The sequence below is a fragment of the Vibrio sp. qd031 genome (genome assembly GCF_002100145.1).
Taxonomy (GTDB): Bacteria; Pseudomonadota; Gammaproteobacteria; order Enterobacterales; family Vibrionaceae; genus Vibrio.
Map to the genome: position 1 here is coordinate 19,508 of NZ_JXQD01000008.1, position 15,733 is coordinate 35,240.

At 46.2% G+C, this 15,733-nt stretch carries 9 protein-coding genes; 6 read left to right on the plus strand and 3 right to left on the minus strand.

Going from position 1 to position 15,733, the window contains the following annotated elements:
- Window position 1: 1 nt before the first annotated feature.
- Genes gspE through gspC form a run of 3 tightly spaced genes read right to left on the minus strand, consistent with a single transcriptional unit; the run spans window position 2 to window position 4,495 of the window.
- Window positions 2-1,516: a type II secretion system ATPase GspE gene (gene gspE, locus ST37_RS04790; RefSeq protein WP_084884248.1), complete on the minus strand. Its 1,515-nt coding sequence runs from the start codon at window positions 1,514-1,516 to the stop codon at window positions 2-4.
- The gene (gene gspD, locus ST37_RS04795) at window positions 1,516-3,540 is read right to left on the minus strand and encodes a type II secretion system secretin GspD (protein ID WP_084884250.1); all 2,025 of its coding nucleotides are present in this window, start codon (window positions 3,538-3,540) and stop codon (window positions 1,516-1,518) included. The genes gspE and gspD overlap by 1 nt, the downstream gene beginning before the upstream one ends.
- Before the next feature lie 40 nt (window positions 3,541-3,580).
- A complete protein-coding gene (gene gspC, locus ST37_RS04800) occupies window positions 3,581-4,495 on the minus strand; it encodes a type II secretion system protein GspC (RefSeq protein WP_143698127.1) in 915 nt (304 codons plus the stop codon).
- A 203-nt stretch (window positions 4,496-4,698) separates the two neighbouring features.
- On the opposite strand from gspC, the gene hslR reads away from it, so the two are divergent.
- The 6 genes from hslR (at window position 4,699) to ST37_RS04830 (ending at window position 15,693) form a co-directional block, all read left to right on the plus strand.
- On the plus strand, window positions 4,699-5,088 hold the full coding sequence (gene hslR / locus ST37_RS04805; RefSeq protein WP_084884251.1) for a ribosome-associated heat shock protein Hsp15: 390 nt from the start codon (window positions 4,699-4,701) through the stop codon (window positions 5,086-5,088).
- Window positions 5,089-5,101: 13 nt separating this feature from the next.
- A complete protein-coding gene (gene hslO / locus ST37_RS04810; protein ID WP_084884253.1) occupies window positions 5,102-5,974 on the plus strand; it encodes an Hsp33 family molecular chaperone HslO in 873 nt (290 codons plus the stop codon).
- Window positions 5,975-6,569: 595 nt separating this feature from the next.
- Window positions 6,570-8,198, plus strand: coding sequence for a phosphoenolpyruvate carboxykinase (ATP) (gene pckA / locus ST37_RS04815; protein ID WP_084884255.1), 1,629 nt, complete (start codon window positions 6,570-6,572; stop codon window positions 8,196-8,198).
- Between the two features lie 123 nt (window positions 8,199-8,321).
- Window positions 8,322-10,211 (plus strand): AsmA family protein, encoded by a 1,890-nt coding sequence (locus ST37_RS04820; protein WP_172400930.1) that lies wholly within the window; start codon window positions 8,322-8,324, stop codon window positions 10,209-10,211.
- 337 nt (window positions 10,212-10,548) lie between these two features.
- The gene (locus ST37_RS04825; protein ID WP_084884258.1) at window positions 10,549-13,734 is read left to right on the plus strand and encodes a hypothetical protein; all 3,186 of its coding nucleotides are present in this window, start codon (window positions 10,549-10,551) and stop codon (window positions 13,732-13,734) included.
- 24 nt (window positions 13,735-13,758) lie between these two features.
- Window positions 13,759-15,693, plus strand: coding sequence for a hypothetical protein (locus tag ST37_RS04830; protein WP_143698128.1), 1,935 nt, complete (start codon window positions 13,759-13,761; stop codon window positions 15,691-15,693).
- Window positions 15,694-15,733 lie beyond the last annotated feature (40 nt).

Consider the following 15,733-nt stretch of genomic DNA (forward strand, 5'->3'; position numbering starts at 1 on the left):
ACTATCCCTCTTTGGTCACGCGAAGGATTTCTTCAAGTGTGGTTTGCCCTTGGCGCACCTTGAGCAGCCCATCGTCACGGATACTCGGCGTATACTGACGAATGGCTTTTTCTATAACCATTTCACCTTGTTCACTGTGGATAAGCTCTTGCACATGGTCATCAACAACCAGCAACTCGTGAATACCGGTACGGCCACGATAGCCCTTTTGGTTGCACTTTTCACAGCCATGAGGTTTGTACAAGGTTAATGACTCACTCTCTGCCACATCAAACCATGCGCGTTGACTCGCATCGGCCTCAAACGGCACTTTACAGTGTTCACACAAGGTTCTAACCAGTCGTTGCGCTAATATGCCTAACAGCGATGAAGAGACTAAGAAGGGCTCGATGCCCATATCGCGAAGACGTGTGATGGAACCAATGGCACTGTTGGTGTGCAGCGTCGACATCACTAAGTGGCCAGTTAATGACGCTTGAACCGCAATTTGAGCGGTTTCGAGATCGCGGATCTCACCGACCATGACCACATCAGGGTCTTGACGCAGTATCGCGCGTAACCCGCGCGCAAACGTCATGTCGACCTTGGTGTTCACTTGCGTCTGACCAATGCCATCAATATCGAATTCAATCGGATCTTCTACGGTGAGGATATTGCGCTCGGCGCTGTTTAACTCGGTTAGACCTGCATACAAGGTGGTCGATTTACCCGACCCGGTAGGTCCGGTCACCAAAATAATGCCATGTGGCCTTTTGATGAGCGTTTGAAAAATCTCTTGATTGCGCGGTGTCATACCCAATGAATGCAAGTCGAGACGGGTCGCATTTTTATCCAGAAGTCGCATTACTACTCGCTCGCCGTGCGATGAAGGCATGGTCGATACACGAACGTCTACCGCTCGCCCACCAATGAGCAGAGAAATCCGCCCATCTTGTGGAATGCGCTTTTCTGCGATATCGAGCTTTGCCATCACTTTGACACGCGACACTAATAACGGAGCGAGCTTGCGACTGGGCGCCAGTACATCCCGAAGTACACCATCGACACGAAAACGTATCGACAAGGCTTTTTCGAAGGTTTCGATGTGGATATCGGAAGCGCCTTCTTTGATGGCTTCGCCCAACATCGCATTGATCAATTTAATGATTGGCGCGTCATCTTCGGCTTCCAGTAAATCTTCGTTTTGAGGCAGCTCTTCGGCAAGAGAGAAAAAGTCGTCATTGTCGGCGCCAATGTCTTCCATCAGTTGCCGCGCTTCCGACGAGTCTCGTTGATACGCCCTAGCAAGCTTGGTTTCGAACTCACTTTTGCTGGTTGAACGCAGCTCTAAAGGCTCCGTCACCACACGCTGCACTTCAGACAAGGTGTCAAGCGACAAAGGCTCGATGTACCACAAGGTCATTTGGCCTGCCGTTTGAGGCTCTAGCACGACATTAAAGCGCTTAGAAAAGCTAAACGGCAATCGTCCTTGAGTTTGACGAGTGGCGATGGCTGGGCGAGGGTTATCGCCAGCCATTACTTGTCTTCCAACTGTTCAATAAAGGCCTGTATCTCGGCTGGGTGCCTAATATCGTCACCAAATTTAGGCATTATTGGCACTAGATCATCTGACATCAGTTTTAAACCCTCTTCGGCTTTGTACAGCTGCTCGGCGCGAATGTAGTTGTACTTACGCTGAGTGATGCCGTCGGCACTGACGCCATCACGAATGATGGTTGGCTTAATAAATACCATCAGATTTTTCTTTTCTACTTGAGTACTGGTCGATTTAAACAGATGCCCAAGAATAGGAATGTCGCCCAAAATAGGCACTTTGGACTCACTTTCTAACGCCCGCTCGTCAATCAAACCACCAAGTACGATCATCTGACTGTCCTCAACCATTACCGTGGTATTGAGTTGGCGCTTAGCAAATCGAACATCTACCGCGCCATTAGCGCCTAGCACGTTGGACACTTCTTGCTCTATATCAAGCTGAACAGAGTCACCCTCGTTAATCTGAGGGATCACTTTAAGTTTGATACCCACTTCTTTACGTTCAACGGTTTGGAATGGGTTGTCATTGGTGGAGCCGGCTGTCGAGCCAGTTAACACCGGCACTTCTTCACCTACGATGAATGAGGCCTCACCATTATCCATGACGGTTATACTCGGTGACGACAGAATGTTTGAGTTGGAATCGGTCGCGACTGCGGAAATAAGCGCCGCCCAATCACCGGCAAGCACGCTAATTGCGGCGCCGTTTACGCCGGCCAAAGCAGAGGCTAGTGCGGTAAAGTCACCCGACTCTGTGGTGGTTTCATTTCGCAAGAAATCACCGTTATCATCGTAAACTGCGGTTGTCGTTGTGGTGTCTTGAGCATCCTGAAGACCAATCGCTACCTGACCGATACTGGCTCCAGAGTTACCATATTGCACCACTGAACCTGTCTGTAAGTTGGCCCATTGCACCCCTAAATTTACGCCGTCGCCTTCCGCTAGTTCGACAATCAGTGCCTCAATCAGTACTTGGGCACGGCGAATATCAAGCTGGGCGATCACATCTTGCAGCGCCACCATAATATCGGGCGGCGCAGTTAAAATAAGCGAGTTAGTGCCTACGTGAGCGGAGATTTTCACGTCACCGCCAGCGGTGGTGGTGGTGCCCTTACTGGCTTGTTTATCGGCTTGTAAGTTGTCGGATACACCTTGAAGTACGTCGAGCAGCTCTTCAGCTTTGGCGTACTTTAAGTACACTACCTGATTATTGCCTTTGGTGGCCATTTCAACGTCAAGTTGCATCACCAGATTGCGCAGGCGTTTGCGTACTTGAGGATCACCAGAGATTAATACAGAGTTGGTTCTATCGTCGGCCACCAGCTGAGGTTGCAAAAACGCTGGAGTATTTTTTGCGTCGGTATTTTTATTTAACGCTTCGACAATTCGAACCATTTCTGCAGCAGAGGCATTTTTGAGCTCTACCACTTCAATTTCTTTGTCACCGGCTTGGTCAACACGTTCGATGATCTCGGCTAACCGGTTCACCACGGCTGCACGGCCAGTAATCAAAATGATGTTCGCGGGATCATAATGCACGACGTTACCCGCGCCAGCATTGTCGTTAAGTTGGCGCAGTAGTGGAGAGAGTTCACGGACCGATACATTACGTACCGCTACCACGCGCGTGATGACAGCATCCCCTTTGATGGAGCCGCTATCTCCGACTACAGGCACGGAAGATGTTTTTGCATCCTTTGCCTTTATGACTTTTAAGATGCCACTTTCCATTTCGACAACAGCAAAGCCATAGACTTCAAGAACACTTAAAAAGAACTGATAGTACTGCTCTTCATTGAGCACATCGTAGCTGCGCACGTCGATTTTGCCACGCACAGTCGGATCCACAATAATGGTCTTTTCAAGATTTCGACCCACAATATTAATGAACTCACTAATATCGGTTCCCTTGAAGCTGGCACTGAATTCGTTAGCCTGAGTGCTTGGAAGCCACAATAAGCTCCCTATCAACAGCCACGCACTTTTGCTAAAGCCACCTTTCACATGTTGCTCCCTACGTTTAGTTCACTATCCAAGTTTAGTCTTAAAACTGGATATAAATATCGTATCGCTGACTGTCTCGCTCTACCGTGAGATTCACTTCAGTCATTTCGTTAAAACTTTGCATAATACTGCCCATCGCCGATTTGTCGGTCAAATCGATGCCGTTAAGCTCGACCGCTAAATCGCCGTCTTGCAAGCCGACAGAGTCGAAAAGCGCTCGCTCACGACCTGGACGTACGCGGTATCCAAACAACTCGCCATCTCTGTTTACTTGAGACAGGCGAATGTATTTTAAAAACTGTTGCGGATTCTCGAGGATGGCTTGTTTAATCGCATCAAGATCCCCTAAGTCCGCCACATCAGCATTGTTGCTAATGACATTAGACTGGGCTCGAGAAGGCTGTGCTGGCGTCGACGCCGCTGAGGCTTGTCGATAATCGATACCTTCGAGCATCAGTGTCTCGTCACGGCCTGCATTCTCAATGATAATTCGGTCAGGTAATACAGACACCACTTTTGCTCGGGTGCCGGTGATCATCTCATCAACGCCCACGGTTTCCTGCGCGCCGCGGTTGGAGACTACGGCTAAACTTTTTGTTGGATCACTGCTAGATACCGCGCCCACCAGTATAAGATTGAGTCGAGTTTTTGGGGCGTCTTTCACTTCTTGCTTTTCGGCAACCACTTCGCGCTGATACTGACCAAACAAATTAGCATCAACAATGTTTGCTATGCTGCTCTGGTTATCCGTTACGTTATTTGTAGTCTGGGTTACAGCAGGGGTCCATGCAGGAATGGGTTGTGCCGGTTCAACAAGCGTTGTCACGGTTTTACCTAGTTGCCACGCAATCACTACCAGCAATAGCGCAAACACCCATCGACTGAGGGTGACTTGCCGACTGCTAACGGCAGTGAGCAGGCGTTGCATCGAATGAGCTCCTAGCGTGGTTTGCATGAGTTATCCTAACTGCACTTAATGGCGCTTGTCTGGCGTTAAATCTATCAACACCAGAAGTTGTTTCTGACTTAGCCAGTCATCCTATCACAGACCAATAACGGCTCTGAGCCTAATCAAGAAATTTTCCTCTTCTTATGCTTGAAAAATGTAAGCTGGATCACCATAAATAGGTAAATTAATTCTGTGAGTAAGAAAAAATCATGGGCAATGCAGATAACGGTTCAATACGCCTCGACAAATGGTTATGGGCTGCGCGCTTTTACAAAACGCGCTCTCTGGCACGAAACATGATTGATGGCGGTAAGGTTCACTATAATGGTCAGCGAAGCAAACCCAGTAAACTGGTCGAGCTGGGCGCAACCATTACCCTGCGTCAGGGCCACGAAGAAAAAACGGTTGAAGTGTTAATTTTGTCTGATCAGCGTAAAGGCGCTCCGATTGCACAAACACTTTACCGAGAGACTCAAGAAAGCTCTGCCAAGCGTGACCGTAATGCAGAGCAACGAAGAATACTGGCTCACAACCCGAGCCCCGAGCGACGCCCAGATAAAAAACAGCGTCGTGACCTGATTAAGTTTAAACATCAATAATTGGAGCTTCCGAATGGAAAACAACCAACTAAATCGTTACCTGTTTGAAGAATTGTCTGTGCGTGGTGAGCTTGTGCAATTGGCGCAGCCTTTCCAACAGATTATTGCCAGCAAAACGTACCCAGCTCCAGTGCAAACGTTGCTTGGTGAGTTGCTCGTCGCCACGTCGCTATTAACCGCGACCCTTAAGTTTGAGGGCTCTATCACCATGCAACTGCAAGGTGACGGCCCGGTATCTTTGGCCGTGATCAACGGTGACCACGAGCAAAAGATGCGTGGTGTTGCGCGTTTTGAGGGCGATATTGCCGATGACGCCACCTTGCATCAGATGATGGGTAAAGGTCACCTCGTGATCACTATTAAGCCAAACAACGGTGAGCAATACCAAGGTGTCGTTGGTTTAGAAGGTGACACCATAAGTGACGTGATCGAAGGGTACTTTGAACGCTCGGAGCAGCTTAAAACACGCATCTGGATCCGTACTGGAGAGCATAACGGCGAAGCCCATGCTGGCGGCATGTTACTGCAAGTTATGCCAGACGGTACGGGAAGCGCTCAAGACTTTGAGCACTTAGAGCAGCTAACCAATACTATTAAAGATGAAGAATTGTTTAGCTTGCCTGCTCAAGATCTGTTGTATCGTTTGTACAACCAAGAGAAAGTGCAGCTGTTTCCATCTCAAGAAGTCGAGTTTCACTGCGGTTGCTCACGCGAGCGCAGTGCCGGTGCGATTCTGACTATTGAGCGTGCTGAGGTAGAAGACATCCTGCAGACCGAAGGCGTTGTTGCATTACACTGTGATTATTGTGGTTCAAGCTACGAATTCGATGCTGGGCAAATCGCGGATTTGTTCAATAACGATGGAAATCAGCCTACCGTTCATTAGAATCTGCGGCACAGTAAGTAACAAATTAGCAATTAATAGTGATTTTCTAGGAGTCCCAGTGGGGCTCCTTTTTTTGTTTTGATCGATCCAAGATCAAATTACTGACTTTTTTCTCATTTTTGACAGCTGAAACAAAAACAAAATTACACCTGTAAACAACATAATATTTAACAACTGCGCAACAGTAACGTTATCGTCATAATAAGGCCTTGTTTTTCATTAGCTTAAATTATGTACTACGGGTTAATTCTACTCAAAGTTTAGTTTGCCTTAGATTATTCTGTCGCTAACTTTCTTTCAGAAAAGCCCCTAAACCACAAAAACAGTTCATTTCATCACAATAAAACAAACACTTAAGTCACTAAGTTACAGCTTATTTTTGTTGGGAAATTAACCGACTTGATCTAGCGCAAGAGATCATTGTAACGATAAAATGAGCAGGCAAAAGTGTGACACAACAAATAAAACCACACAATAAACAGGGATAGTATGAAGTTAGACATCGACTGTTTGAGTGGAAAATAAACACCAAGAAGCCTGACAAAAATTATAAATTCTTACAATTACTCTACAATTTATCCTAAAAGGAGCGCGTATGACTGTTATGGAACATACTAAAGCTGCAAGTCTCGACCTGACCAAACATGGTCTAACTGGTGTCACTGAAGTACTGCGTAACCCAAGTTATGAAGTGCTATTTGCTGAAGAAACACGCGAGGATTTACAAGGCTATGAAAAAGGCATTGTAACTGAGTTGGGTGCAGTCGCAGTAGACACTGGCGAATTTACCGGTCGTTCTCCAAAAGATAAGTACATCGTTATGGACGATACCACTCGTGAAAACATGTGGTGGACCTCTGATGCGGTGAAAAATGATAACAAACAAATCACGCCTGAAATTTGGGACGATTTGAAAGAATTAGTAACAGGCCAGCTATCGGGCAAGCGTTTGTTTGTGATCGATGGTTACTGTGGTGCCAACCCAGACACTCGTTTAAGCATCCGCATCATTACCGAAGTTGCGTGGCAAGCGCACTTTGTGAAAAACATGTTTATTCGACCAACCGAGGCTGAGCTAGAAACGTTCGAACCCGACTTTGTGGTGATGAACGGTGCTAAATGCACTAACCAGAAATGGAAAGAGCATGGTCTGAACTCAGAAAACTTCACAGTCTTTAACTTAACCGAAAAAATGCAGCTCATTGGCGGTACTTGGTACGGCGGCGAAATGAAGAAAGGCATGTTCGCGATGATGAACTACTTCTTACCGCTGAAGGGCATCGCCTCTATGCACTGTAGTGCCAATATGGCCGAAGACGGTGAAGTAGCGGTATTCTTTGGGCTGTCTGGCACGGGTAAAACAACCCTATCCACCGATCCTAAACGCGCTCTGATCGGCGATGATGAACACGGCTGGGATGATGACGGTATTTTCAACTACGAAGGGGGTTGTTACGCAAAAACCATCAAGTTGTCTAAAGAAGCTGAACCAGACATCTACAACGCAATTCGTCGTGACGCCTTGCTAGAGAACGTAACGGTTCGCAACGATGGGTCAATCGACTTTGACGATGGGTCAAAAACTGAAAATACTCGCGTGTCTTACCCATTGCATCACATCGACAACATTGTGAAGCCAGTATCGAAAGGCGGTCACGCGAATAAAGTGATTTTCCTATCGGCTGATGCGTTTGGTGTACTACCTCCTGTGTCTAAGTTGACACCAGAGCAAACCAAATACCACTTCCTGTCAGGCTTTACTGCAAAACTGGCTGGTACTGAACGTGGTATTACTGAGCCAACACCCACTTTCTCTGCCTGTTTTGGTGCGGCATTCCTAACACTTCACCCAACCAAATATGCGGAAGTATTGGTTAAGCGTATGGAAGCAGCAGGCGCAGAAGCGTACTTGGTGAATACGGGTTGGAACGGCAGTGGCAAGCGTATTTCGATTCAAGATACTCGCGCAATTATTGATGCGATTTTGGATGGTTCGATTGAAGATGCAGAAACCACTCAAGTGCCAATCTTTAATCTGGAAGTTCCGACATCATTGCCCAATGTAGACCCAGACATTTTGGACCCGCGTGATACCTATGTGGACCCACTACAATGGGAAAGCAAAGCGGAAGATTTGGCCGGTCGTTTCATTAAGAACTTTGCCAAATACACCGACAACGCAGAAGGTAAGGCATTGATTAAAGCGGGTCCTCAGCTCGATTAAGACTCAATAATTAGAATTACCTCTAACTTCGAAAGGGCGTATCCATAGATACGCCCTTTTTGTTTGCGTCTAAGGCAAGAATCGTTCATCTTTGTAGCTGTTTAAGGGATTGAGGATGAAATATTGAAGCGAGTATGGCAACTGTTACTGGTTATAGTGGTCATTGTGACATTAAGTGTCGCACTGCTAATTGCAACGCTGACTTCACCTTACGCCACCAACATTGTTAATCGCTACCTGCTGCCACAAATAGAAGGTGTTCGCAGTGCAGAAAAAGCGACTTTTCAGTTTCCCAGCACCATGACTCTTCAAGGTGTGCAGCTCAATGATACTCACCAAACTTATATTGAACTGCTAGAAGCCCACGTAAACTGGCAGTGGTCTTCCCCTTCTCAACTCAGCATTCCTTCTCTTTTGATTGCTGGCTTGAATATTCAACATAAAGCGGTGATCAATGAACTGTCGCTGCTTCATTCGGCTCAAATTGATATCGACCACATCGCACTGCGCAACGTCGATCTCGCGATTGATGGGGTCATTGCTCGTAACTTGAGTTTGCAACTGTCTCAGCCAGTGTTCTCTAGCGATTCGACCTACGGTGTAGCCAAAGGCCAACTGAAAGTTCAACTTGAACAGCTTTATTGGCAAAATGAAGCGCTGGACAACATCTACCTTGATATGGATATTTTCCCCTCAGAATCGAAAATCTACGCACTCAGTTTTGCATGGAATAAAGCCTCTTTTTCAACTCAGGCAGAGCAGCAAGGTGACACATGGCGCCTGCTAAATACGCAAATTGATAAACTTACCTATGATCAGTCTACGCTTTCTTCTGTTGCCTCCAGTAGCGTTAACTGGTTGCAAGATAAAGTGACCAGTATCGACAATTTGGCGATCACAAACAGTCATTTTTACTTAGAGCAGGATCGAATTGAAGACTTGCAACTCAATGTGGCTCAGCTAACCGCGCCATTTGACCTATGGCAACAAAATACCGAACTCTCTCTAGATGCCGATAATATAGTTTGGCAAGGAGAGCTGTGGCTATCTCCAATAGTGATTGCATCCCTTACACAGGACAATGTGAACATTGAACAGCTTTCAACGCAGTTGCATCAAGGGCAAATTAACCTTAGTGGCCAAGTCACCCCTAGCGCTATTAATTTGTCCAATTTTTCGGTTCGTGGCTTAAAGTGGCACATCGAACAAGCGTCACAGCTTCAACTATTGCACCAACTGTCTACGCAGTACCGAGATATTTCCATTGAGAAGGCGAAATTGAGCAATGTTCAAGTCATCTATCTGGCCACCCCAAATTTGTGGCAGGTTTCAGGCTTAGATGTTGAAGGGGATTCGCTGACCTTACGCAGCGACAATGAATTTGCGTTATGGAACGGGCGACTTACCGCCTCTGCCAACACCTTAAACGCGTTTGGGTTGTATTCCGCGCAACCTTGGCTCGCCACCCATAACCAGGAAGGTATGTGGGTTATTGATGATTTATATATTCCCCTAGAAAATGGCGTTATCGACACCAAGGCCAATATGGACATGAGCGTGCCAAGCAGGCCTTGGGATCTTCATGTCGATGGGTTTGGCATTCCTAGCCAAACGTTGATTGAGCCAATTATCCCGCAACTTAACTGGCTAGGGTTCGGCGATTTAACAATGGATTTATCTGGATTAGGGGGGGATGCGGCGATGTTCAGTCACAGCCTCACTGGCTACAGCAACTTGGATCTACGCGAACTCTTTCTCGTTAGCCCCGCTGGAGAATTTGCCATTGATACCAACTTGATTGAGCTGCGCTTTGAGCGCGGCAGGTTCAGTTTGCCGAAGTCGACTTTGTCGGGGGAAGGCGTTGCTGGTGTTATCTATGGTGAAGGTGACCTTTTGTCACCAGAGCATAGCCAACTGATGTTTGAACTCACACACCAACACGAAGCGCAATGCTTGCAAATAACTCGTGACATTGTAAACCAACGTTCGCAAATGCAGCTTGGTTGCCAGTAATCGCTTATGCCAGCCTTTGTACTGGACTCTGTGATTAGTCACACGGGTTATACTCTTGTGGATTAGCCTTTTGAACTTTTTATTACACGAAAATAAAGCTCATGACCTATCCAATTAGGCCAAATATTAAGCTACCTTAAGTAAACTTTATACTTAGTTTTCTTTTTGGTTTTTGGTATAGCTTTCTGCTTGACGGTCTTTATGCATCTTGACGAACATATAGTGAGCAAGATCTAATATTCAATAAACCAATACCTTAAAAGCGTATGCAATCTTGTTAAAGTGTTTAATACCCCTAAAATGTGTAATGATACATTACCATTAGGACGGTTTTTTCATGGATAAGTTTAGTAAAGGACTACTTGGAGCTATGATTGTAGCTTCGCTTTCCGCCTGTGGCGGCGGTGGTGGCGGAGGCGGTGGTGGTGGTACAACCCCCTCCCCTGATCCTTCTCCGCAAGTCATCAACGGCATTGCCACTGACACAGTCAGCGGCCGAATTGTCACCTCCGAACGAACAGCTATCGGTCAAGCACTCGTCACCATCAACGTATTAGATCGTCAACAGCAGTCATTGCTGTCATTGTCTGTTCAATCGGATGATCAAGGCTTCTTCGAAGCAACTGTACCCGCAATTGAGGCTGAAGAGGTCCTGTCTGATTCATTACTAGTAAGCTTCAGTAAAAGCGGTTACACCTCCAGTGAGCGCGTTGTCGAACTAAATGAGCAATCTAAGATGGTTCAAGTCGACGGCATATTAGCTCCTGTAGCAATCAATACGGTTAGACGAGATGAGCTTGAAAGTATTGCGGTTTCGGCTAATGGCGTTCCTAGTCTTCGCTTTTCTCTGGTAAAAAATTCTCAGGGAGACCAGAGAATATTGGTTGGTGATGTGATGGCCGCAGCTGATGAAGACGTCGAGCTCACTCTCGATCTTCCAGTTGCCAATATTCCCGAAAGCGTTGAAGCCATCAGCAGTGAAGTCGCCTATTTTGATTCGAGTAACCCTAGTGATATACAAAACTTCCCCGGAAACTTTGTAGGACAAGGTGACACTGAAGAACAAGGTCAAGGCGTTTCTTTTGATCGCAGTGACGACGATGAAGAGTACCGATTAATTTCCAGTACTTTTAGTCAAATCAAATTAACTGATGAAAATCAGCAACCTTTGCCTTTAAACGATGCTCAAGCGAGCGCTGATGGCGTAGCCCCGTCCATCGTTATGGCAGTGCCAAAGGGTTCTTACCCAACGATTCAGAAAGACTTTGATTTAACCGAAGCCAACATCCAAATTCCTATTTATATCTATAAAAGTGGCGGAGGCTGGCAATTTGCTGGTAATGGTCTTTTAGTTTCTGACTATATCGGTGCAACCCCTGTCGATTTAGAGGGTTACATTGCTGATGACGGCAGTATTGATCTAACCGGTTACACTGACGATTTGTTTGTTAGGGTTGAAGTAACCGAAGCAAATCAATGGATTGAATGGATAAACCTTGATTGGCCGATTAAGACCGGTGAGTCGACTGCGATGTGCGCCGCCGCTGAGCTTAACTATCGAAATGCGGAAGCCTACTTCGGTTATGCGAGCATTACGCTCGGTGATGGTGGTACAGACTGGGTTTATATAGACAATGGAAAACTGAATTTTAACACCGTTGTGGTGGGAAGCAGTGCCAGCCAAGATACTTGGGAGCTGCAAGTCTACAATTACAAAACGAATCGTTATGAACCCCATACGCTGAATACTGTAGAAAGCACTCAGTGTCCTGACGCGCAGCAAATAGAGTTACTTAACCCTTACGCCTGTACCTTGAACGGTTACACCTATAAAACGGATGGCACTACCACGATCGCTTATCAGCGTGTAAAAATTGCAAGTGAGGCAAATATCGAGTTTGCCTACACGGACCAAAATGGTTATTACACTCGCCAAGTGCTTTGTGATGCTCCGTTAGCAGTCTCATCTATAGGTAAAACCCATGTTGTGACGGTTACTGACTCTTCAACACTAAATTTTGTGAAGGAGAATCAAGCGCCAGTTCTTGCTGCGGTTCAAGATGGGAGCAACAGCATTAAACTAGCCCAGCAATCTCGCTATCGTTGGAGCACTTCCGATCCCGAAGGCGATGCCATTGCTGTATCTATAGAGTGCTTGAATGATGCCGGTGAAAGCTATCCATGCACCATTAATAGTGGTAGCAACACCGCAGCGATAAGCTTTAGCGATGTTGGAAAGTATCAAATCGTTATTACCGCCAGTGACGGAGATAAATCGTCGACTAAATCCTTTAGTCTATCGGTTGAAGAAAACGACAATATCGCACCAGAAATCATAGGGTTTGTGGTTGATGGACAGCTCTACAATCCCGGCAGCTCTGTATCTAAAGTGGATGATGGACAAGCCGTTACGATTGCAGTTCAAGCAATAGACCGTAATGGCGACCCATTAAGTTACGTTTGGCAGGGTTGTAGCTCAACTAATGACCGCTGTACTTTGAGCGAATCTGGTACGGTTGTAGTTACCGTTGCCGATGATCGAAGCGGACAAGCTACGGCCGAAATCGGCGTCGTGCTGCTTGAGGATATGGCTCCAGAAATTACGTCACTCAGCATAAATCCAACCACGGTTCCGGGCTACAACGGCAGCAACGATCAAGCCATTACTTTATTCGCTCAGGCCAGTGACGACTTTACAACTGAGTTGACCTATCAATGGTCAGTGATGCTAGATGATGAGGAAATCACCGGCCTAGAGCTTGGTGCGTTATCCATTGCAGAAATTGAACAAGGCGCATTAAGTGTTGGCGAATACAGCGTGTCGGTCATCGCTTTTGATGGGACTCACTATTCGCAGGCTAACTCTGCCACTTTCGAAATTGTTGCTAACCAAGCACCAATGGTGAGCATAGAAAACTCTCACCAAGGTATAGGTGTTGTTCTTGAAGGAGAGACGTTTAGTTTACCCATCACCCTAACTGCCACAATCGAAGATGATTCAGCATTAAGCGATTTGACTATTGATTGGCAATTAACCCAGTCTGGAACCGCTATAAGCGGGTTGGTTGTAAATCAAGACAGAACGGTTGCCACGATTCCAGCCAGCACATTGGGTGAAGGTAATTACAGTATCGAGCTGTTAGTCACTGATGCCTTTGGTTTAAGCAATGAAGCTATTGCCACCGTCACGATTGAGGAAGATAAGGCGCCACAAATCAACGTGCTATCCGCCAGTCCTAGCGACCAGTTAGTTAAAGAGGGTGAGCGCAACCAAACTGCAATCACGTTATCTGCATCGGTTACCGATGAAGCGATGGATGACTTGGATTACCAGTGGACGTTCAGTAGTGGCGTTACTGCTATTGAGAGTGGTGCAAGCGCAACTATCGCCGCTAATTCATTAGAAATTGGAACCTATACCGCCACTTTAACTGTGGTCGATTTGAACAATCAAACCGATGTCGCCGACGTAACTTTCTCCGTTACTGAAAAAGATGGCAACACCGGCATCATTATTGATTAATGTCTACAAGGATAAGTAATGACTATGAACAGTAAAATAAAACCTATTGCGCTTGCGATAGTCGCAGCACTTACGCTCGCTGCATGTAACGATGATTCTACCGCTAAATTAGTTGTGGATAGCGAAGTCGATTTGCTGCCTGCAACGCTTAATGTGGGTGTTAAATTCCCGGAGCCCGATGTGTCGGCTGCTTGGATAGGCAGTGATATTGCTACCGTGGAAGTGAAGTTCTTCCGTAACAAGTTTGTGGGGAGTTTGGATGAAGCAGAAGATACTGTAGATATCTACAACGACAAAGATGAAGACTACAGTTGTGAGACTGCATTTATTGGTGACCAAGAGGTCGACTGCTATGAAATATGGGGCGGCTCCGTTCGTGAGAAAGAGCTTGTTGGTTCTCAAGTTTCTCTCAATGCCGATGAAAAAGCTCAAGACGGCACGGTGCGAACCAGCGTTGACTTAGCGCCTGGCAAGTACCGTATTGAAGCACATTTCATCGATCATAGTGGTAACTTACTGGAAACCAGTGTGAGTTATGCGACCTTAGATTCGGGTAATCATACCGTCTCACTGCGTGGGGCATCAGCCACTTGGACTGTCGAAGGTTCACCCCTTGAGTTACAACTGCTCAATCAAGCCCAGCTTGATACTGACTGGAACCCTCTCGAAGAGGGGATTCAAACACCAGCTGAAGCAATGAACATTACGGGTGCGATTGAAGGTGTCCACTTACCTAGCTTTAGTAATTTCTCCGGTGATGATGGGAATTGGAGGCATGATGAGTATTCATCTCAAGTACTCACAGGTCTAGATTATGCCAATATGGCATCTGTTCTCGTTCCTGTACTTCGCCTAGACAACAATGGAACTAAAAGTGATAGCTACCCTGTTTCTGAATTAGAATGGGAAGATACCGAAAACCTCTGGTCTGAATTTGAGATTAGCACGAGTTTTGCCGGTCATTTCCAAGAGTATGTCGATAATACTAACAATAGTCTTATTTCTTTAGGCAGCCGTTCTGTCTATTTTAACGAGTGGGATGGTGAGACAGGTAACAGTAAATACGCCGAGTTATTGCTCGGTACCCCTCGCGGTGAATACAACGGTGATGAAGATGTTTATCGGGATTTGTACTATCTCCAAGAAAACTACTCATACTACGACTCAGTCAATGGCACGATGGTTTATACCGATTTAACCATTGCCGACATATACACTGATGTTGAAACCGATAGTATGGCGGAACTTTTCTTTGTCACACTGGGTGGTGAAAGCAATGCATTTATTGATGGCAGTACAATTACGGGTCATCTGATAGAGATCGTTGAAGAAGGAGCAGAAACGCAAGATCGCGCTATCCCTGCAGCCCTGCTGAGTGAGAGCCTTGAACAAATGGCCGCTAATGCTGGCTTAATAGCAACCTCTAGCAATGCAAACAACTGCTCAACAACCTCTGACAATGCTGAGTTCTGGTTTAGCAACCAGTACCGCTGGGATGAAGATAACCAACAGTGGGTTGCAGGCATGATTAACCCATTGATCACCGGAAACTATAACGGCAGCAATATTCTTTTAGATATTTCATGGCGTAAAGAAGACCTAAACTACCTGATAAATAATGAGCCCGATAATGTCGACTACCCTGTAAGTTTAGAGAATCTTCTAGATGCAGAGAGCGAGTTTTACGCATTGGCTGATTTAAATGGTGACGGCAGCAGCGACTTATTTGAAGATGGCGCATTCATCGACGAACAGTGGCAGGTTAGTTGTTCTTTAAACGTCAGTTATAATGGCAACATTGAAGAGTTCAACGTTGAGTGTACTGGTCTTGACGTGAAAACCGACGTTCCAAGCTATCAGTGGAGCAGCGAAGTCACCATGTGTGCACAGCCTTTCACTCTAAAGGCGTCAAACCTAAACATCGAATACGGTAGTGGTGGTGAAATCATCATCGATTAATCGCGTCGTTTGATATAGTTAAGAGGGGTAAAACTGCCCC